This is a genomic window from Streptomyces sp. 1-11, from assembly GCF_007176755.1.
Lineage (GTDB): Bacteria > Actinomycetota > Actinomycetes > Streptomycetales > Streptomycetaceae > Streptomyces.
Genome location: NZ_BJTV01000004.1, coordinates 189,487 through 208,246, shown reverse-complemented (window position 1 = coordinate 208,246; position 18,760 = coordinate 189,487). Strand labels below are relative to the sequence as shown.

Here is an 18,760-nt window from a genome sequence, read left to right as displayed (position 1 = left end):
AAGTGCCGACAAGCCGGAGGAGGCCCCGTGGAGCAGGGTGCGCAGGGCTCCGCCGACCCCTTCGGCCAGTCCCGGGCCCCGGCGCGGCAGCACGCCGCCGAGCCGGCCGCCCGGCCGGACGCCGGCCCGCCCGGGGCGCGGGGCGAGCACACCCACGGGGAGCATCCGCTCCCGCGGCCCAGGGCCGCCGTGCGTCGCTCCTCGGTGCGCGGGCAGATCCTCGACGCGCTGCGGACGGCCCTGGTGGCGGGCGAGCTGACACCGGGCGAGGTCTACTCGGCGCCGGCCCTCGGCGAGCGCTTCGGGGTGTCGGCGACACCGGTGCGCGAGGCCATGCAGCAGCTCACCCTGGAGGGCGCCGTCGAGGTGGTGCCCAACCGCGGCTTCCGGGTCGTGCGGCGGGGCGCGCGGGAGCTGGCCGAGCTGGCCGAGGTGCGGGCGCTGCTGGAGGTGCCGGTGGTGCTGCGGCTGGCCCGTACGGTGCCCGCCGAGCGCTGGGCCGAGCTGCGGCCGCTGGCCGAGGACACGGTGCGCGCCGCGTCCTCCGGCTGCCCGGCCGCCTACGCGGAGACCGACCGCGCCTTCCACGGGGCGGTGCTGTCGCTCGCGGGCAACGCGCAACTGGTCCGGATGGCGGAGGACGTCCACCGGCGCTCCCAGTGGCCCCTGGCCGGCGCCCCGGCCCGGCACCGCAGCACCGACCTGGTGGCCGACGCCGCCGAGCACACCGCTCTGCTGGACGCGCTGATCGCCCACGACCTCGACGTGGTCCGCAACCTGGTCGGCGACCACTTCGCAGGCGCCGCCTGAGGGCGCCCGGCCGTGGCCGGGTCGCGGTCGTGCCGCCCCGGCGTGGTGGCTGGGCCGGATCGTGCCGCCCGGCGTCATGGCCGGGGCGGGTCGTACCGCCTCCCGCCATGGCCGGGTCGGGTCATGCCGCCCCGCGTCGTGGCGCGTCGTACCGCCCAGCCTCGCGTCGTGGCCGGGGCGTACCGCCCGCCGGGTCGTACCGCCTCCCGCCGGGCCCGGAGCGAGGTCGTACCGCCTGGCCGGAGCGGGTCGTGCCGCTCCGGCCGGGGGTGTGGGTCAGGAACCGTCCCGCTCGCTGTGCGCGCTCTTGGAGTAGGCGTCGTGCCAGGCGGCCTTCGCGCCGGAGTCGCCGATGCGGTACACGTCCACCACGGCTCCGGCCGCCACCGCCAGGGACAGCACCGAGACCACGATCCGCACCGGCAGCGCGGTCAGCCGGGCGGCCCGCGCCGGGCCGCCGTCCGCGTCCTGCTGCCGCGGGCCGCGGGCCGACCACCACACGACCGCGGCCAGCACGAACAGGCCGAGCGCCCACGGCAGCAGCCCGTCGCCCAGCTCGGTGTGCCGCCGCACCAGCACGTCGTCGTCGACGTGCCGCTCCAGCCACTCACCGGCCTGGGTGGTCAGCGGCACGCTGACCAGGGCGACGAGGGCGAGCGAGGGCAGCAGCACGCCGAGCCGCCGGGCGGCCCGCGGCCAGACCGCGCCGGCCACCAGGGCCAGCGCGGTCAGCGGTATCAGCACGACGACTATGTGGACCAGCAGCACATGGGCCGGCAGGCCGTTGAGCAGACTCATCGAGCACTCCTGAGGGGGTCGGGGCGCGCCACACTGGCACAGCAACCTCTCAGCCCGCTCTGAGACCGCCCTCAGGCCGTCGCGGCACCCGGCGCCGGCGGCGCCAACTGGCGGGCCAGCCAGGTCGGGACGCCGCCCAGCAGCCGGAACAGCCGCCGGGCCTCCTCCCGCAGCCGTGAGGCCTCCGGCTCCGACTCCGCGTCCGCCAGGGAGGCCAGCGCGGGGGCCGTGCCCACGAGGTAGCCCAGTTCCTCGCGGATCCGCAGCGACTCGGCGAAGCCGTGCCGGGCCTCCGCCAACTCCCCGTCGCGCAGCGCCAGTCCGGCGAGGTGGCGCCAGGTGAAGGACAGCAGCAGCGGATCGGCGTGCGCCGTGGCGCCCGCGTGGGCGCGGCGGTAGGCCGCCCGCGCCGCCTGCGGGGACCGGGCCAGGTTCTCCGCCAGCAGCCCCCGCCGGAAGTCCAGCACCGCCCGTCCCACGGCCCCCGGCGGGATCAGCGCCGCCGCCCGTCCCAGCGCGGCCCGGGCCTCGTCCGCCCGGTCCCGTACGCCGTGCAGCGTGGCCGCGTAGGCGAGTTGGCCGCGTTCGCAGGCGGCCGCCCCACGCTCCTCGTCGGTGTGCGCCTGCGCCTCCGCGGTGCGCAGCGCGTCCTCCGCCTCGGCCCAGCCCCGCTCCGTGTACAGGCACCGTTCGACCAGCAGCGCCGCCCGCTGCAGGGTCGCGGCCGGGGTGTCCGCCGGCAGCAGGGCCGCCGCGTCGGCCCAGCAGGCCCGCGAGCGCAACCGCCATACCGCGGTCTGGAGCGGATCGTCACCGGCGGTCGTTCCGTTACCAGACATGGCGGAATGCGCCACGTTGCCCTCCCCGAGCACGCCGTCGAGCTGTTGAGTGGTGGCGGCATTCCAGCACCAATCATGGTGCTGGGCCAAGGGGATGGGTGAAAGAATTCACAAAGTCGGGGGACCTCGGCGTGACCCGGATCCGGCCGCGCCGTGCCCGCGTCGTCTCAGCTCATCCGCAGCGCCAGGAAGAAGTCCAGCTTGTCCTCGAGGCGCGACAGGTCCCGTCCCGTCAACTGCTCGATCCGGCCGACCCGGTAGCGCAGCGTGTTGACGTGCAGGTGGAGCCGGGTGGCGCAGCGGGTCCAGGAGCCGTCGCAGTCGAGGAACGCCTCCAGGGTCGGGATCAGCTCGGCGCGGTGCCGGCGGTCGTAGTCGGTCAGCGGGTCCAGCAGACGTGCCGTGAAGGCGCGGCGGACGTCGTCCGGGACGAACGGCAGCAGCAGCACGTGCGAGGCCAGCTCCTGGTGGCCGGCGGCGCAGACCCGGCCGGGGCGGGCCGCGGCGACCCGGCGGGCGTGCCGGGCCTCCTCCAGCGCGCCGCGCAGCCCCTCCGCCGAGTGCACGGCGGCGCTGACGCCGAGGGTCAGCCGCCCGTCGTCGGCCAGCCCCGCCGTCAGCGGCTCCCGCACGGCCTGCAGCAGCGCGTCGGCGAGCAGCCCGGTCTCGGAGCCGTCCTGGTCGGCGGAGACCGCCGGGAGCGGCACCAGGGCGATCGCCTCGTCCCCGGTGTGGGCGACGGCGATCCGGTCCGAGGGCTCGGGGCCGGTGGCCTGGGGGTCCACCAGGACCTCCTCCAGCAGCGACTGGGCGACCGGGCCGCCCTCCACCGCCGCGCCGTCCCACTCGACCCGGGCCACGACCACCTGCCAGTGCGGGGCCGCCCCGAGCCCGGGCAGCAGCACCGGCGCGGCCACCCGCAGCCGCGCGGCTATCTCGGCGGGCGCCGCACCGGTCTGCACCAGCTCCAGCACCTCCTGCGCGAGCCGGCGGCGCACGGTGCGCGCCGCGTCCCGCCGGTCGCGTTCCACGGCGATCAGCTGGGTGACGCCCTGCAGCAGGTCGAGGCGCTCCTCCGGCCAGTCCCCGGCGTCCGCCTCCACCGCCAGCAGCCAGTCCGACAGGACCGTCTCGCGGGAGTCGCGGGCGGCCTGCGGGGAGCGCCCGGAGGAGCGGATGGGGAAGAGGGAGTAGGTGGTGCCGTCCAGCGGCACCCGGTGCGGGCCGCGCCGGCCGGTGCGGACGGCGGCCAGGTGCTCGGCGGCGAGCCGCGCGCAGGTCCCGGCCGGCAGCGCCGGACCCGCGACCTTGGAGCCGGCGATCAGCCGGCCGGTGGGGGAGAGCACCCAGGCGCGCAGGTCGAGGTCGGTGCCGAGCAGGTCCAGGACCACGTCGGGGCCGCCGCCCGCCGGGCCCGAGGTCATCATCCGCCGGTGCCGGTCCACCACGGCCGCCAGATCGCCGGCCCGCTCCCCGGAGACCTGCCGCACCACGTGCTCGGTGATCGTCGCGAACGCCACCGACTCGTGCACCGCGAACAGCGGCAGCCGGTGCCGCGCGCAGGCCAGCACCAGGTCGTCCGGCACATCGCCCAGCTCGGCCTCGCCGGCCGCCAGCGCCGCCACCCCGGCCTGCACCAGGATGCGCACGAAGGGCTCGGAGTCGCCGGCGTCGCGGCGCCAGGCCAGGCCGGTCAGCACCAGCTCGCCACCGGACAGATAGCGGCTCGGATCGCGCAGGTCGGTGGTCATGACCCCGCGCACGGAGCGGTCCAGCTCGTCCTCGCCGCCGAGCAGCCGCAGCCCCAGCGCATCGGTGTCCAGCAGTGCGCGCAGCCGCATCTCGTCGCCGCCGTTCTGTGTCTCGAAATCTACGATGAATCCTGATGGGGACCCGTGACGGGCCCGGAACCCGGGTGTCCGGGCCGTACGGCGGGGCCGCCGGGCCGGCACCCCGCGTTTCCCGGGGAAAACGGAGAGGTTACCGATGGCCTCCGTTCATACGAATCTACAAGATGCCCGTCGTGGCCAGCCAACTCCTTCATGGTTTCAGTGACTGACCCCGCCGGAGTACGGGACGGTGTACTGAGCCCACTCCGCGTAAAGAGCACATGAACGAGCCGGGACCGCCGCACACGGATTGGCTCAATCTGCACGACTCACGAGACGAAGAAGAGAGCCGGTCATGGACTTCCTTCGCCCCGCCAGCTGGGAGGAGGCGCTCGCCGTGAAGGCCGAGCACCCCACCGCTGTGCCGATTGCGGGTGGCACCGACGTGATGGTCGAGATCAACTTCGACCACCGGCGGCCCCAGTACCTGCTCGACCTGGGCCGCGTGGGCGACCTGTACGAGTGGGAGGTCGGCGAGGACATCGTCCGGCTGGGCGCCTCGGTCCCCTACACGAAGATCATGGAGAACCTCCGCGCCGAGCTGCCGGGCCTCGCGCTCGCCTCGCACACGGTCGCCTCCCCGCAGATCCGCAACCGCGGCGGCGTCGGCGGCAACCTCGGCACCGCCTCGCCCGCCGGCGACGCCCACCCCGCCCTGCTCGCGGCGGGCGCGGACGTCGAGGTGGAGTCGGCCGCCCGCGGCACCCGGCTCATCCCGATCGACGCCTTCTACACCGGCGTCAAGCGCAACGCCCTCCAGCCCGACGAGCTGATCCGCGCGGTCCACGTCAAGAAGGCGGACGGCCCGCAGCAGTACTCCAAGGTCGGCACCCGCAACGCCATGGTGATCGCCGTGTGCGCCTTCGGCCTCGCCCTGCACCCCGAGACCCGCACCGTGCGCACCGGCATCGGCTCCGCCGCGCCCACGCCGGTCCGGGCGAAGGCGGCCGAGGAGTTCCTGAACGCGGCCCTGGAGGAGGGCGGCTTCTGGGACAACGGAAAGATCGTCACCCCGTCGGTCGCCAAGCGGTTCGCGGAGCTGTGCTCCGGCGCCTGCAACCCGATCGACGACGTCCGGGGCACCGCGAGCTACCGCCGGCACGCGGTCGGCGTCATGGCCCGCCGGACGCTCACCTGGACCTGGGAGTCCTACCGCGGCGCCCGCCGCACCACCGAGGGAGCTGCGTGATGCGAGTCAACTTCACCGTCAACGGACGCCCGCAGGAGGCCGACGACGTCTGGGAGGGCGAGTCCCTGCTGTACGTGCTGCGCGAGCGCCTCGGCCTGCCCGGCTCCAAGAACGCCTGCGAGCAGGGCGAGTGCGGCTCCTGCACGGTGCGCCTGGACGGCGTGCCGGTGTGTTCCTGCCTGGTCGCCGCCGGCCAGGCCGAGGGCCGCGAGGTGGTGACCGTCGAGGGTCTGGCGGACTACGCCAGGCAGCGCTCCTGCGGCGGCTCGGCCGGCACCTCGCTGGACGAGGCCAAGGCCTGGCAGGCCAGGGGCACCGACTCGCAGACCGGTGAGGGCGCCGAACTCAGCCCCGTGCAGCAGGCGTTCATCGACGCCGGCGCCGTGCAGTGCGGCTTCTGCACCCCGGGCCTGCTGGTGGCCGCCGACGAGATGCTGGAGCACAACCCCAACCCGACCGACGCGGACATCCGCGAGGCCCTGTCGGGCAACCTGTGCCGCTGCACCGGCTACGAGAAGATCATGGACGCGGTCCGCCTGGCCGCCGCCCGCCAGTCCGAGGGGGTCTGACATGCCGTCCCCCGCTCTCGGCTCCGCTCGAACGGGCGGTGCCCCCACCGGCACTCCTACGAAGATCACGCAGGGCTCGCAGACCAAGGGCGGCGTGGGCGAGTCCACGCTCCGCCCGGACGGCACCCTGAAGGTCACCGGCGAGTTCGCGTACTCGTCCGACATGTGGCACGAGGACATGCTCTGGGGCCAGATCCTGCGCTCCACCGTCGCGCACGCCGAGATCGTGTCCATCGACACCTCCGAGGCCCTCGCCCTGCCCGGCGTGTACGCGGTGATGACCTACGACGACCTGCCCACCGAGGTGCGCCACTACGGCCTGGAGATCCAGGACACCCCGGTCCTCGCCCACGGCAAGGTGCGCCACCACGGCGAACCGGTCGCGATCGTCGCCGCCGACCACCCGGAGACGGCCCGCCGCGCCGCCGCCAAGATCAAGGTCGAGTACCGGGAACTGCCCGTCATCACCGACGAGGCCTCCGCGACCGCCCCGGACGCGGTCCTCGTGCACGAGAACCGCGACGACCACCACTTCGGGCACGTCCCGCACCCGAACATCGTGCACCGCCAGCCGATCGTCCGCGGCGACGTGGCGGCGGCACGCGGGCGGGCCGACGTCATCGTCGAGGGCGAGTACACCTTCGGCATGCAGGACCAGGCCTTCCTCGGCCCCGAGTCCGGCCTCGCGGTGCCCGAGGAGGACGGCGGCGTCCACCTCTACATCGCCACCCAGTGGCTCCACTCCGACCTGCGCCAGATGGCGCCCGTCCTCGGCCTGCCCGAGGACAAGGTGCGGATGACCCTGGCCGGCGTCGGCGGGGCCTTCGGCGGCCGCGAGGACCTGTCGATGCAGATCCACGCCTGCCTGCTGGCGATGCGCACCGGCAAGCCGGTGAAGATCGTCTACAACCGGTTCGAGTCCTTCTTCGGGCACGTCCACCGCCACCCGGCCAAGCTGTACTACGAGCACGGGGCCACCCGCGACGGCAAGCTGACCCACATGAAGTGCCGCATCGTGCTGGACGGCGGCGCCTACGCCTCCGCCTCGCCGGCGGTGGTCGGCAACGCCTCCTCGCTCAGCGTCGGGCCGTACGTCGTCGAGGACGTCGACATCGAGGCCGTCGCCCTCTACACCAACAACCCGCCCTGCGGCGCCATGCGCGGCTTCGGCGCGGTCCAGGCGTGCTTCGCCTACGAGGCGCAGATGGACAAGCTGGCCGGTGAACTCGGTATGGACCCGGTGGAGTTCCGGCAGCTCAACGCGATGGAGCAGGGCACCCTCATGCCGACCGGGCAGCCGGTCGACTCCCCGGCCCCGGTCGCCGAACTGCTGCGCCGGGTCAAGGCGATGCCGCTGCCGCCCGAGCGCCAGTGGGAGTCCAGCGAGGGCGCCGACGTACGGCAGCTCCCCGGCGGTCTGTCCAACACCACGCACGGCGAGGGCGTCGTCCGCGGCGTCGGCTACGCGGTCGGCATCAAGAACGTCGGCTTCTCCGAGGGCTTCGACGACTACTCCACCGCGCGCGTCCGGATGGAGGTGATCGCCGGCGAGCCGGTGGCCACCGTGCACACCGCGATGGCGGAGGTCGGCCAGGGCGGCGTCACCGTGCACGCGCAGATCGCCCGCACCGAGCTCGGCGTCAGCCAGGTGACCATCCACCCCGCCGACACCCAGGTGGGCAGCGCCGGTTCGACCTCGGCCTCCCGGCAGACGTACGTCACCGGCGGCGCCGTGAAGAACGCCTGCGAACTGGTCCGCGAGAAGGTACTGGAGATCGGGCGCCGCAGGTTCGGCTCCTACCACCCGGCCTGGGCCACGGCCGAACTCCTGCTGGAGGGCGGCAAGGTGGTCACCGACGGGGGCGAGGTCCTCGGCGACCTGGTCGACGTCCTGGAGGACGAGGCCGTGGAGATCGAGGCGGAGTGGCGGCACCGGCCGACCGAACCCTTCGACCTGCGCACCGGCCAGGGCAACGGCCACGTCCAGTACTCCTTCGCCGCGCACCGCGCCGTCGTCGAGGTCGACACCGAACTCGGCCTGGTCAAGGTCGTCGAACTGGCCTGCGCCCAGGACGTCGGCAAGGCGCTCAATCCCCTCTCCGTCGTCGGCCAGATCCAGGGCGGTACGACGCAGGGGCTCGGAGTCGCGGTGATGGAGGAGATCGTCGTCGACCCGAAGACCGCGAAGGTCAAGAACCCCTCCTTCACGGACTACCTGATCCCCACGATCCTCGACACGCCGACCATCCCCGTCGACGTGCTCGAACTCGCCGACGACCACGCCCCGTACGGGCTCCGTGGCATCGGCGAAGCCCCGACCCTGTCGTCCACCCCGGCCGTCCTCGCGGCGATCCGGAACGCGACCGGACTGGAGCTGAACCGCACACCGGTCCGCCCGGAACACCTCACGGGCACCGTGTAGCACCCCGGCCGCCGTCGCGTGCGACGCCGCGACGGCGGCACCCCGGCGCCGGGCAACGCCCGGCCCACAGCCACCCCGGCGCCGGTCAGCGAGTACCACGTTCGTCTCGGGCCGTCCCCCGGGCCGTCCAATCCCAAATCCCGCCTGCCGCCCGACGGCAGCCGGGTGCCCCTGTGAACCTTGGGAGTTGGCCCATGACCCAGCAGTCAGTGGAGCCCAGGACCACAGCCGAAGACGCGGGTGAAGGCACCCGCGTCCCGGCCGGCAGATCCTGGCTCGACCGGTACTTCCACATAACCGGCAGAGGATCGACGGTCGCGCGTGAGGTGCGCGGCGGCATCACCACCTTCATGGCGATGGCGTACATCCTGCTGCTCAACCCCCTGATCCTGTCCGGCAAGGACGTCGCGGGGGACACCCTCGGCCAGAAGGCCCTGATCACCGCGACCGCGTTCGCCGCGGCCCTCACCACCCTGCTGATGGGCTTCGTCGGCAAGGTGCCCCTCGCGCTCGCCGCCGGACTGTCGGTCTCCGGCGTCCTGTCCTCGCAGGTCGTCCCCAACATGACCTGGCCCCAGGCCATGGGCATGTGCGTGCTGTACGGCGCCGTCATCATGCTGCTGGTCGTCACCGGCCTGCGCGAGATGATCATGAACGCGATCCCGCTCGCGCTCAAGCACGGCATCACCATGGGCATCGGCCTGTTCATCGCCCTGATCGGCTTCTACAAGGCCGGCTTCGTGCACCAGGGCAAGGCCACCCCGGTGAGCCTCGGCCCGGCCGGCGAACTCACCGGCTGGCCGGTCCTGCTCTTCGCCGGCACCCTGCTGCTGATCTTCATGCTGCAGGCCAGGAACGTCCCCGGCGCCATCCTCATCGGCATCGTCACCGGCACGGTGGTCGCCGCCGTCCTCAACGGCCTCGGCGTGGTCGCCCCCCAGCAGTGGGCCGGCGGCGCGCCCGCCCTCGAGGGCAGCGCCGTCTCCATGCCCGACTTCTCGCTCTTCGGGCACGTGGAGTTCGGGGGCTGGGGCCAGGTCGGCGCGATGACCGTGGGCATGATCGTCTTCACCCTGGTGCTGGCCGGCTTCTTCGACGCGATGGCCACCATCATCGGCGTCGGCACCGAGGCGAAGCTCGCCGACGACAAGGGCCGGATGCCGGGCCTGTCCAAGGCGCTGTTCATCGACGGCGCCGGCGGCGCGATCGGCGGTGTGGCGGGCGGCTCCGGCCAGACGGTGTTCATCGAGTCGGCCACCGGGGTCGGCGAGGGCGCCCGCACGGGTCTCGCCTCGGTCGTCACCGGACTGTTCTTCGCCGCCTGCCTGTTCTTCACCCCGCTCACCGCGATCGTCCCGCAGGAGGTCGCCTCCGCCGCCCTGGTCGTCATCGGCGCCATGATGCTGATGAACGCCCGGCACGTGGACTGGGCCGACCGCGCCACCGCCATCCCGGTCTTCCTGACCGTCGTCCTGATGCCATTCACGTACACCATCACCACCGGTGTGGCCGCGGGCGTCATCTCCTACACGGCCATCAAGACCGCCCAGGGCAGGGCCCGGGAGATCGGCGCCTTCATGTGGGGGCTGACGGCCGTCTTCCTGGTCTACTTCGCCCTCCACCCGATCGAGGGCTGGCTGGGCGTCCGCTAGGACCTGTCGTCACATTCCCGTCTGCCCTGCGGGCGTACGACGGGAATGTGACGACAGGACCCAGGACCCGCCCGGCCGACTCACCCGAACCGCGATCCCGTTAGGAGACCGACAGATGCTGGACATCGCCGAGGAGCTGAACCGGTGGGTCGAGCAGGGCCGTGACTTCGCCGTCGCCACCGTGGTGGCCGTCGGCGGCAGCGCCCCTCGGCAGCCGGGCGCCGCTCTCGCGGTGGACGCCGACGGCACGGCCGTCGGCTCGGTCTCCGGCGGGTGCGTGGAGGGCGCCGTGTACGAGTTGTGCCGGCAGGCGCTCGAGGACGGGGAGAGTGTCCTCGAGCGCTTCGGATACAGCGACGAGGACGCCTTCGCCGTCGGTCTGACCTGCGGCGGCGTCATCGACATCCTCGTCACGCCGGTCCGGGCGGACGGTCCCGTCCGGCCGGTGCTCGCGGCTGCGCTGGCCGCCGCCGCGAGCGGCGAGGCGGCGGCGGTCGCCCGGATCGCCGAGGGCCCGGCCGCACTGCGCGGCCGCGCCCTGCTGGTCCGGCCCGACGGGTCCCGCGAAGGCGGCTTCGGCGACGTGCCCGAACTGGACCGCACGGTGGCCGCCGAGGCCGGCGCCTTCCTGGACGCGGGCCGCACCGGCACCCTGGAGATCGGCGCCCGGGGCTCGCGCTGCGGGTCCCCGCTGACCGTGCTGGTGGAGTCCTCGGTCCCCGCGCCGCGCATGATCGTCTTCGGCGCGATCGACTTCGCCTCCGCGCTGGTGCGGGTCGGCAAGTTCCTCGGCTACCACGTCACGGTGTGCGACGCCCGCCCGGTCTTCGCCACCCGGGCCCGCTTCCCGGAGGCCGACGAGATCGTCGTCGAGTGGCCCCACGAGTACCTGGAGCGCACGGACGTCGACGGGCGCACCGTCCTGTGCGTCCTCACCCACGACGCCAAGTTCGACGTGCCGCTGCTGCGGCTGGCCCTGCGTCTGCCGGTCGCCTACGTCGGAGCCATGGGCTCGCGCCGCACCCACCTGGACCGCGACGAGCGGCTGCGCGCGGTCGGCGTCAGCGAACTCGAACTGTCCCGTCTGCGGTCCCCGATCGGCCTCGATCTCGGAGCCCGCACCCCCGAGGAGACGGCCCTGTCGATCGCCGCGGAGATCGTCGCGGCCCGCCGCGGCGGCAGCGGCGTCCCGCTCACCGGCGCCCACACCCCGATCCACCACGACACGGCGCCGGCGCGCGCGGACCGCGTCGGTTCGGTGGCCTGAGCGGCTGTCAGCCGGTCACGCCCGCCGGAGCAGCCGGTTCGCCGTGTGTCCGAAAATCGCCCGCGCCGTGCGGGCCACGAGCCCGTCGAAGAGGCGGGGGACGAAGCGGATCCGCGCGTCCTCCCGCCACACCACCCGGGTCCGGCCGCCCGGCCGGGGCGAGACCTCGATCTCGGCCCAGCCGAGGATCAGCCGCCCGTGCTTCTCCAGCCGGCACAGCCCCGCTCCGCCGTCCGCGGGCGGGCGCCAGACGGTGACCTCCATCGGGTCGTCGAAGCCGAACGGGCCGACGCCCGTGCGGGCCACGAAGCCGGTGCCTTCACGGGTCGGCTCGGGGGTGAGGACGGTGATCCGGGTGAGCGGCACCGCCTCGCCGTGGCGGGGCCACTCGGTGAGCCGCCGCCACGCCTCCTCGGGCGGGAGCGGCACGGTGCGTTCGACGGAGAAGAAGGGCACGGCACGATCGTAGGCGTGCGTCGCCGGCCGCCCGCGCCACCGGGACCCCGGATCACCCGCCCGGCCGCGCGCCCCCGGCCCGCTCAGGGCCGGTACACCTTGCCCGGCTCGGCCTTCCCCGGGGCCAGCAGCTGGGGCACCGTCACGAAGACGTAGCCGCGGGCCTTCAGCGCGTCGATGATGCCGGGCACGGCCGGCACGGTGCCCCGGTAGATGTCGTGCAGCAGGATGATGCCGTCCCGGGAGGCCTGCTCCAGGACGCGCTCGGTGATCAGCGCCGAGTCGTCGGTCGTGTAGTCCTTCGCGGTCACGCTCCACAGCACCTCGGCCAGGCCCAGCTCCTTGCAGATCCGGTGCACGTCGGCGTCGGTGCGGCCCTGCGGCGGGCGCATCAGCGTCGGCCGGCGCCCGGTGAGCCGCTCTATCTCCTCGTTGGGCCGCGTCAGTTCCTCGCGTATCCGCTCGTCGGAGATCCGGGTGAGGATCCGGTGGTCCCAGGTGTGGCTGGCGACCTCGTGGCCCTCGGCCGCCATCCGCTTGACCAGCTCGGGATAGGTGTCGATGTGCCGCCTGCCGAGCAGGAAGAAGGTCGCCGGCACCTTCTTCTCCTTCAGGATGTCGAGCAGCCGCGCCGAGTTCTCGCTCGGCCCCGCGTCGAAGGTCAGCGCGATGCACTTCGCCGCACGGCAGTCCACCGCCCCCATCCCGGCCGGCGCCCCGTGGGCCCCCGCCCCCTCGGCGCGCACGGTGCTGGGCGAGGTCGTGTCGACCTGTGCGCAGCCGGAGAGCGCCAGCGCCAGACAGGCGGCCGCCGAGGAGAGCGCGGACAGACGCAACCCACGCGCCGGTCGGCGCATCTTCATGGACGCGGGCAGCGGGGCCGGGCTCTTGCCGGCCGGAGTCATCAGAGGCATGCCGGGACTATACACTCAGTTTATAGCTCCTATGTTCGATTTATTTCGGCCAAGCGAGCGCCCGGCGGCCGGGTCGTAGCACCATGGAGGGGCGGGGGAGTGAGGGACTTCCGGCGAGAGGACCGCGCATGCGCTTCAGCGACCGCGCCGAGGCCGGACGGGCGCTCGCCCGCCCGCTGGGCGACCTGCGCGACCGGGGCGACCTGCCCGACCCCGTCGTCCTGGCCCTGCCGCGCGGCGGGATCGCGGTCGCGGTGCCCGTCGCCCGGGCCCTGGGCGCCCCCCTCGACGTGCTCGTCGTGCGCAAGATCGGCGCCCCGCACCACGAGGAGTTCGCCGTCGGCGCCCTCGCGGCCGGCGACCCGCCGCTCTTCGACGCCGCCACCCTCGGCCATCTGGGCCTGAGCGAGGAGCGGCTCGCCCCGGTCGTGGAGCGGGAGCGGCGCGAACTGGCCCGCAGGGCACGCCGGTACCGCGGCGACCGCCCGCCCCCGGAACTGCGCGGCCGCACCGTGATCGTCGTCGACGACGGCCTGGCCACCGGCGCCACCGCCCGCGCCGCCCTGCGCCATGTGCGGCGCCGGGAACCCGCCCGGCTCGTCCTGGCCGTCCCGGTCGGCGCCCCCGACTCGCTCGACGCGCTCGCGGCGGAGGCGGACACGATCGTCTGCCCTCACCGGCCCGCCGCGTTCAGCGCCGTCGGCCAGTTCTACGACGACTTCGGTCAACTCAGCGACGCCGACGTGCTCGACGCCCTGCACGTGAGCTGACCGGGCGGGGGCGAGGAGCGGACATGCCCCGACTGGGCGAGGCCGAGGCGCGGCGCCGGTTCACCGCCGCACCGGTGGCCCGGCTGGCCACCGTCGACGCGGCGGGCCGCCCGCACCAGGTGCCGGTCGTCTTCGCCCACCACGCCCCCGGCGGCGCCGACCGGCTCGTCACCGCCGTCGACCACAAACCGAAGACCACCACCCGCCTCAAGCGGCTGGCCAACCTGGCCCGGCACCCCGCGGTGTGCCTGCTCGTGGACGCCTACGACGAGGACTGGGACCGCCTGTGGTGGGTACGCGCGGACGGCGAGGCCCGCGTCCTGCCACCCGGCGCCGCCGACCCAGACGCACGGCGGGCGCGGGAGACGGCCCTGGCGCTGCTGTGCGCCAAGTACCCGCAGTACCGCTCGCGTCCGCCGGCCGGACCGGTGGTCGACATCACCGTGCGGCGCTGGACCGGCTGGCGCGCCGAGGCGTCCGAATCGCCGTGAGATCGAGGAAAGATCTGCCCGAGCATGGCGGTGGCCGGCGACAGGAAGAACTTGTCGAGCAGGAGGCGCCCGACGACGGCAAGAGGACCTACGTCAACGGGTGCGGCGGGAACGACTCGACGCTTCCCGCCGGATGCGCCGATCACGAGAACCTGTGGGGGCCTCCACGGCGTTGATCCGGGCGGGAGCCCCTAGGGGTGCGAGCAGATCAGCCCCTCGCTCTTGTCCTTGTACTCCTCCATCTCCTCGGCCGTGTAGCCCGATTCCTTCAGGCTCTGCATCAGCGCCGCGGTGTCGCCGCACAGGCGTGGGCGCTGCCGTGCGAGGTAGGACTTGACGCCTTCCGCGCTCAGGTCCTCCCACGCCCGCTTGAGCTCGTCGTTCTTCTCGTGCGCGTAGGAGAACTCGACCCATTCCCGCTGCGGGGCCGTCAGACGGGACGTGTCGACGGACGTGTCGTTCCCGCCGCACGAGGTGGCCAGCAAGGTGCACGCCACCAGGGCGAGACATGGACGCGCTTTCTTCACGGCTCTCTCTTCCGCAGGGACCGCAGGCGGGCGCATCTTACGGCATGTACGTGCCAATAATGGAGGGCGGGCGTCCGTTCCCGTTCACGTGCCCGGCCCGGCCGCTCCGTCGCGACGACCCCGTGCACACCAGTGGTACCGGGAGGCCACGGGGAGTAACCTCGGCTGACATGACGCGCACGGGGGAGCGAGCCGTCAAGTCACGGTTACGGATACCGTCCTGGATCGCCCGCATCGGGGAACCGGACGGGCCGGTGCTCGGAGCGGGGGTGCTGCTCGCGCCCGACCGGGTGCTCACCGCCGCCCACGTCGTCAGCCCCGGCCGGCCCTACGTCGTCCACTTCCTCGGCGTGCCCGGAGTGCCCGGCGTGGCCGCCACGGTCCGCGCGGACGAGCACGTGCCGCAGCGCGAGGACGCCTTCGGCGACCGCAGCGGCGACCTGGCCCTGCTGCGGCTGGCCGAGCCGCTGCCCGCCGAGCACACCACCCGGCTGCACCGGCTCGCCGCGCCGCACGGACCGGTCAGCATGTACGGCTTCCCGGACGGCGACGCCGGCGGCCGCTGGCACGGCGCCACCCTGGTCGCCGCCCGCGGCCGGGACAGCCAGGTGCAGCTGCGTCCGCAGACACCGGGCGAACTGGCCCTGCCCGGCTTCAGCGGCGGGCCGGTGATCGACCACGAGACCGACCAGGTCATCGGGATCGTGCTCAGCGTCGACGAGGGGTCCGGCTCCGTCTTCAGCTACATGAGCCCCACCGAGACCGTGCTGAGCCATCTGCCGCAGGCCGCCGCCTGGAGCGCCGGCGCCGAGGCCGTGGACCCGGCGCTGCGCAGCACCGCGACGCCCGCCGCGGGCCGGCTCGACGTGCCCTTCGCCACCGAACTGGCCTCCTGGTTCCGGGGCGAGGGCTGGCCGGTGCTGGTCACGGTCGTCCCCACGCGCGGCGCCCGCGCCTGGACCCTCGCCCGCGCGGTCACCCTGGCCGACCGGGAACTGCGCACCCGGCAGACCACCAGCGCCTTCACCCACGACCCGCCCGAGACCGTGCCCCCGGCCGGCGGACACGACCTCGCGCTGGACGTCGCCGACCTGACGGCCGGCCAGGTCATGCGCCGGATCGCCGAACGGCTCGGCATCAGCGGCGACCCCCGGCCGGAGCGGCTCGGCGCCCTGCGCGTCCCGCTCGCCGCCGTACTGGCCGGCGTCGACCGGGCCGCCGACCCCGACGACCTGCTCGCCCTGCTGGAACGGCTCGCCCAGCAGGGCGCCCGGCTGCTGCTGGTCTTCCGCCGCCGGGGCGGCCGCGCGGACCAGGCGGCCGAGTCCTTCGTGCGGCGGCCGCTGCACGGCCGCTGGAGCCGGCTCGGCAGCGAACTCGACCGCATCGTCGACGAGCTGGGCCCCGCGCTGGACGAGCGCCGGGACCGGGTGCTGGCCGACCCCGGCACGCGGCTGCTGCTGGACCAGGCCGAGGCCGGCGTACGGCGCACCCGGATGCTGCGCGAGTGGGTCGCCCACACCCCCGAACGGGAACGCGAACCCGGGCGCGCCGACCTGCTGTTCACCTTCGAGGACGCCGCCGAGCGCCGCCGGCAGCGCCTGGAGCAGGCGCTGGACGCGCTCGGCTCCCGGCTGCGCCGCCGGGAGGAGCTCCTCGGCCGGGTCACCGCCGAGTGGCCGCTGTGCCGGCAGCGTGCCGGGTCCGGGGACGACCGGGTCATGGAGGCCTACCGGCTCTACGAACGCGCCCTGTCCCTGCTGCGGCAGACCCCCTGCGACGTCGAAGAGGCGGAGCGCGCAGCGGAGCGGTTCGTCGGCTTCTGCTCGGCGCCCGCCTCCGGGAACGGGGGCGGCGCCCGATGACCTCGTGCCTGCGGCCCGGCTGCGCCGGCCACGTCATGGCCACCGGCTACTGCGACACCTGCGGCCACCGCCACCAGGAGCCGGCGGGGGGCCGGCGCACCGGACAGCGCCCCGAGCCCCCGGCCCCCCGGCCGGGCGCCGGCGCCGGCGCCGAGGAGCCGCCGGGCCCGGCCCCGGTGCACGTCGTGGCCGGGGTGGGAGAACTCGACCAGCACGGACTGGTCCTGCTGCCCGACGTGCCCGTCCCCGAGGGCGGACTCGTCGAGGACCCCCGGCCGCCCGCCGGCGGCCGCCGCTGCGGCGCGAACGGCTGCACGATGACCATCGGCGTCGGCTACGGCGGCCAGCCCGCCCGCGCCACCGGCCGCTGCCCGCGCTGCGGCACCCACTACTCCTTCCTGCCCCAGCTGGAGAAGGGTGACGTGGTCGCCGGGCACTACCGGATCCTCGGCTGCCTGGCCCGCGGCGGCCTCGGCTGGATCCACCTCGCCGAGGACACCCGCGCCGACGGCTACCGCGTCGTCCTCAAGGGCCTGATCAACGTGCACGACGCGCTCGCCCGCCGCAACGCCGTCGAGGAGCGCCGCTCGCTCACCGACCTGCACCACCCCGACATCGTCCGCATCATCACCTACGCCGAACACCAGGCCGCCGGCCGCTCGCCCACCGGCCACCTCGTCATGGACTACATCGCGGGCCGCTCCCTGCAACAGCTCTTCGACGCCGACGACGTCGAGCGGATCTTCCAGGGCCGGCCCCGCCTCGACCACGTGCTCACCTACGGCTGCAAGATCCTCGGCGCCCTGCAGTACATGCACGAACGCGGCCTGCTCTACTGCGACATGAAGCCCGCCAACGTCATCCACTTCGGCCGCGCGATCAAGGTGATCGACCTCGGCGCGGTCCGCGCGATCGGCGACCGCGCCTCCGCCTACGTCTACACCGCGACCTTCGCCCCGCCGAAGGAGGAGATCGACAGCCGGGGCTGGCACGTCGACAGCGACCTCTACACCGTCGGGATGACCCTCCAGGCCCTGGCCCGGGGCGCCGAACCCGCCCGCGGGCTCGCCCCCGACTCCTTCCGCCGCGTCGTCGACCGCGCCACCCACCGCGAACCCCGCGCCCGGTTCCGGTCCGCCGCCGAGATGTCCCGTCAGCTCTGGGAGGTGCTGCGGGAGTTCCGGTCGCTGCAGTTCGGCGAGCAACTGCCCGAGAGCTCCACCCGGTTCCGCGCCTCCGAGGCCGGACTGGACGCCGGGCTCGGCGCCATCCCCGCCCTGGACCACTGGACCGGCCGCCCCGGCGGAGAGCCCGCCGCGCTGGACGTGTCGCCGCCGCCGCCCGCCCAGGTCGCCGGCGCCCTCGCCGAACCGGTCCCCGACCCCGAGGACGGCGCGGCCCTGCTGCTCGACACCTTCCCGCCCGACGCCCCCGACCGGGTCGCCCGGCAGTGGCCCCGCGAGTCCCGCCTGGGCACTCCCGAGACCGCGCTCTGGCTGTGCCGCGCCTATCTGCGCAAGGGCGAACAGGGCGAGGCGGAGAGCTGGCTGGCCGAGGCCGAGACGCTACTCGGCGAACGCTCCGCCGCCTACGACTGGCGCATCGCCTGGCACCGGGGCGTACTGCACCTGAGCAAGGCCGAGGTACGGCAGGCCGGAAGCTGCTTCGAGGCCGTCTACCGGGCGCTGCCCGGCGAGTACGTGCCCAAGCTCGCCCTCGGCCACTGCGCCGAACACGCCGCCGACGGCAGCCGGGGCCGCGCGATGCGGTTCTACGAGGCCGTGTGGGCACGGGACTTCGCGCACACCGCCGCCGCGTTCGGACTGGCCCGCGGCCACCTGGCCGCCGGTGACCGGGACGCGGCCGTCCACGTCCTCGACGACGTGCCCGCCACCTCCCGCCACTACGACGCCGCCCGCATCGCGGCCGTACGCGTCCGCGCCGGTCTCCTGCACGGCCGTCCGCCCACGCCGGCCGACCTGCGGGACGCCGTACGGCGGCTGCCGGAGCTGCGCCTGGACGGCGGCGCCGCCGACGGCGGGTCGCGGGCCCGGCTGGTAGCCGAGGTCCGGGAGAACGTCCTGCACTGCCGCCCCGAACAGGGCTGGGGTCCGGACTTCCCGGCCGGCGAGCTGCTCGGATCCGGCGCCGAGAACCCGCTGCGCGTCCTGCTGGAGCAGTCCTTCCGGCAGCTCGCCGCGCAGGCGGGCAACGCCGCCGAGCACGGCCGGCTGCTCGACCTGGCCCATGCCGTACGGCCGATGACCACGTTCTGAGCACACCGACCGGACCCGGGAAGCCC

16 protein-coding genes are annotated in these 18,760 nt (G+C 74.3%); 10 read left to right on the top strand and 6 right to left on the bottom strand.

The window, feature by feature from the left end; genetic code table 11:
- Window positions 1–27: 27 nt before the first annotated feature.
- Window positions 28–810, top strand: a complete 783-nt coding sequence (locus tag TNCT1_RS10645; protein WP_143630619.1) for a GntR family transcriptional regulator — start codon at window positions 28–30, stop codon at window positions 808–810.
- 276 nt (window positions 811–1,086) lie between these two features.
- Here the strand turns inward: TNCT1_RS10645 and TNCT1_RS10640 are convergent, their stop codons facing one another.
- The 3 genes from TNCT1_RS10640 to TNCT1_RS10630 form a co-directional block, all read right to left on the bottom strand.
- Window positions 1,087–1,608, bottom strand: coding sequence for a DUF2231 domain-containing protein (locus TNCT1_RS10640; protein WP_143630618.1), 522 nt, complete (start codon window positions 1,606–1,608; stop codon window positions 1,087–1,089).
- A 71-nt stretch (window positions 1,609–1,679) separates the two neighbouring features.
- A complete protein-coding gene (locus tag TNCT1_RS36235; RefSeq protein ID WP_174266230.1) occupies window positions 1,680–2,447 on the bottom strand; it encodes a hypothetical protein in 768 nt (255 codons plus the stop codon).
- 167 nt (window positions 2,448–2,614) lie between these two features.
- Window positions 2,615–4,288: a PucR family transcriptional regulator ligand-binding domain-containing protein gene (locus TNCT1_RS10630; protein WP_143630616.1), complete on the bottom strand. Its 1,674-nt coding sequence runs from the start codon at window positions 4,286–4,288 to the stop codon at window positions 2,615–2,617.
- A gap of 343 nt (window positions 4,289–4,631) precedes the next feature.
- Here TNCT1_RS10630 and TNCT1_RS10620 point away from each other — a divergent pair, with 343 nt between their 5' ends.
- The 5 genes from TNCT1_RS10620 to TNCT1_RS10600 all read left to right on the top strand — a co-directional run bounded on the left by TNCT1_RS10620 (window position 4,632) and on the right by TNCT1_RS10600 (window position 11,435).
- Window positions 4,632–5,525 (top strand): xanthine dehydrogenase family protein subunit M, encoded by an 894-nt coding sequence (locus TNCT1_RS10620; protein ID WP_143630614.1) that lies wholly within the window; start codon window positions 4,632–4,634, stop codon window positions 5,523–5,525.
- A complete protein-coding gene (locus tag TNCT1_RS10615; protein WP_143630613.1) occupies window positions 5,525–6,094 on the top strand; it encodes a (2Fe-2S)-binding protein in 570 nt (189 codons plus the stop codon). Before TNCT1_RS10620 ends, TNCT1_RS10615 begins: the two co-directional genes overlap by 1 nt.
- 1 nt (window position 6,095) lies before the next feature.
- Entirely contained in the window at window positions 6,096–8,516 is a 2,421-nt protein-coding gene (locus tag TNCT1_RS10610) for a xanthine dehydrogenase family protein molybdopterin-binding subunit (protein WP_143630612.1), read from the top strand.
- A 194-nt stretch (window positions 8,517–8,710) separates the two neighbouring features.
- Window positions 8,711–10,168 carry an NCS2 family permease gene (locus tag TNCT1_RS10605; RefSeq protein ID WP_143630611.1) on the top strand — a complete coding sequence of 486 codons (1,458 nt, stop codon included), beginning with the start codon at window positions 8,711–8,713 and terminating at the stop codon, window positions 10,166–10,168.
- A gap of 115 nt (window positions 10,169–10,283) precedes the next feature.
- On the top strand, window positions 10,284–11,435 hold the full coding sequence (locus TNCT1_RS10600) for an XdhC/CoxI family protein (RefSeq protein WP_143630610.1): 1,152 nt from the start codon (window positions 10,284–10,286) through the stop codon (window positions 11,433–11,435).
- 15 nt (window positions 11,436–11,450) lie between these two features.
- Here the strand turns inward: TNCT1_RS10600 and TNCT1_RS10595 are convergent, their stop codons facing one another.
- Together TNCT1_RS10595 and TNCT1_RS10590 are read right to left on the bottom strand one after the other, a co-directional pair.
- Entirely contained in the window at window positions 11,451–11,891 is a 441-nt protein-coding gene (locus TNCT1_RS10595; protein ID WP_143630609.1) for an SRPBCC family protein, read from the bottom strand.
- An 83-nt stretch (window positions 11,892–11,974) separates the two neighbouring features.
- Entirely contained in the window at window positions 11,975–12,748 is a 774-nt protein-coding gene (locus tag TNCT1_RS10590; protein ID WP_174266245.1) for a polysaccharide deacetylase family protein, read from the bottom strand.
- 185 nt (window positions 12,749–12,933) lie between these two features.
- Here TNCT1_RS10590 and TNCT1_RS10585 point away from each other — a divergent pair, with 185 nt between their 5' ends.
- Complete coding sequence (locus TNCT1_RS10585; RefSeq protein WP_143630608.1) at window positions 12,934–13,575, top strand: phosphoribosyltransferase; 642 nt, start codon at window positions 12,934–12,936, stop codon at window positions 13,573–13,575.
- Window positions 13,576–13,598: 23 nt separating this feature from the next.
- Window positions 13,599–14,066 carry a TIGR03668 family PPOX class F420-dependent oxidoreductase gene (locus TNCT1_RS10580; protein ID WP_143630607.1) on the top strand — a complete coding sequence of 156 codons (468 nt, stop codon included), beginning with the start codon at window positions 13,599–13,601 and terminating at the stop codon, window positions 14,064–14,066.
- A gap of 191 nt (window positions 14,067–14,257) precedes the next feature.
- Here the strand turns inward: TNCT1_RS10580 and TNCT1_RS10575 are convergent, their stop codons facing one another.
- On the bottom strand, window positions 14,258–14,551 hold the full coding sequence (locus TNCT1_RS10575) for a hypothetical protein (protein ID WP_143630606.1): 294 nt from the start codon (window positions 14,549–14,551) through the stop codon (window positions 14,258–14,260).
- 212 nt (window positions 14,552–14,763) lie between these two features.
- Between TNCT1_RS10575 and TNCT1_RS10570 the strand changes: the two genes are divergently transcribed.
- Window positions 14,764–16,458 carry a serine protease gene (locus tag TNCT1_RS10570; protein ID WP_143630605.1) on the top strand — a complete coding sequence of 565 codons (1,695 nt, stop codon included), beginning with the start codon at window positions 14,764–14,766 and terminating at the stop codon, window positions 16,456–16,458.
- On the top strand, window positions 16,455–18,734 hold the full coding sequence (locus TNCT1_RS10565; RefSeq protein WP_143630604.1) for a serine/threonine-protein kinase: 2,280 nt from the start codon (window positions 16,455–16,457) through the stop codon (window positions 18,732–18,734). The genes TNCT1_RS10570 and TNCT1_RS10565 overlap by 4 nt, the downstream gene beginning before the upstream one ends.
- Window positions 18,735–18,760: the final 26 nt, after the last annotated feature.

Coding starts and splice junctions, on each gene's coding strand:
- TNCT1_RS10615 (WP_143630613.1), top strand. CDS start 5,525: ATGCGAGTCAACTTCACCGTCAACGGACGCCCGCAGGAGGCCGACGAC.
- TNCT1_RS10640 (WP_143630618.1), bottom strand. CDS start 1,608: ATGAGTCTGCTCAACGGCCTGCCGGCCCATGTGCTGCTGGTCCACATA.
- TNCT1_RS10605 (WP_143630611.1), top strand. CDS start 8,711: ATGACCCAGCAGTCAGTGGAGCCCAGGACCACAGCCGAAGACGCGGGT.
- TNCT1_RS10585 (WP_143630608.1), top strand. CDS start 12,934: ATGCGCTTCAGCGACCGCGCCGAGGCCGGACGGGCGCTCGCCCGCCCG.
- TNCT1_RS10610 (WP_143630612.1), top strand. CDS start 6,096: ATGCCGTCCCCCGCTCTCGGCTCCGCTCGAACGGGCGGTGCCCCCACC.
- TNCT1_RS10620 (WP_143630614.1), top strand. CDS start 4,632: ATGGACTTCCTTCGCCCCGCCAGCTGGGAGGAGGCGCTCGCCGTGAAG.
- TNCT1_RS10600 (WP_143630610.1), top strand. CDS start 10,284: ATGCTGGACATCGCCGAGGAGCTGAACCGGTGGGTCGAGCAGGGCCGT.
- TNCT1_RS10630 (WP_143630616.1), bottom strand. CDS start 4,288: ATGCGGCTGCGCGCACTGCTGGACACCGATGCGCTGGGGCTGCGGCTG.
- TNCT1_RS36235 (WP_174266230.1), bottom strand. CDS start 2,447: ATGTCTGGTAACGGAACGACCGCCGGTGACGATCCGCTCCAGACCGCG.
- TNCT1_RS10570 (WP_143630605.1), top strand. CDS start 14,764: ATGACGCGCACGGGGGAGCGAGCCGTCAAGTCACGGTTACGGATACCG.
- TNCT1_RS10590 (WP_174266245.1), bottom strand. CDS start 12,748: ATGCGCCGACCGGCGCGTGGGTTGCGTCTGTCCGCGCTCTCCTCGGCG.
- TNCT1_RS10565 (WP_143630604.1), top strand. CDS start 16,455: ATGACCTCGTGCCTGCGGCCCGGCTGCGCCGGCCACGTCATGGCCACC.
- TNCT1_RS10580 (WP_143630607.1), top strand. CDS start 13,599: ATGCCCCGACTGGGCGAGGCCGAGGCGCGGCGCCGGTTCACCGCCGCA.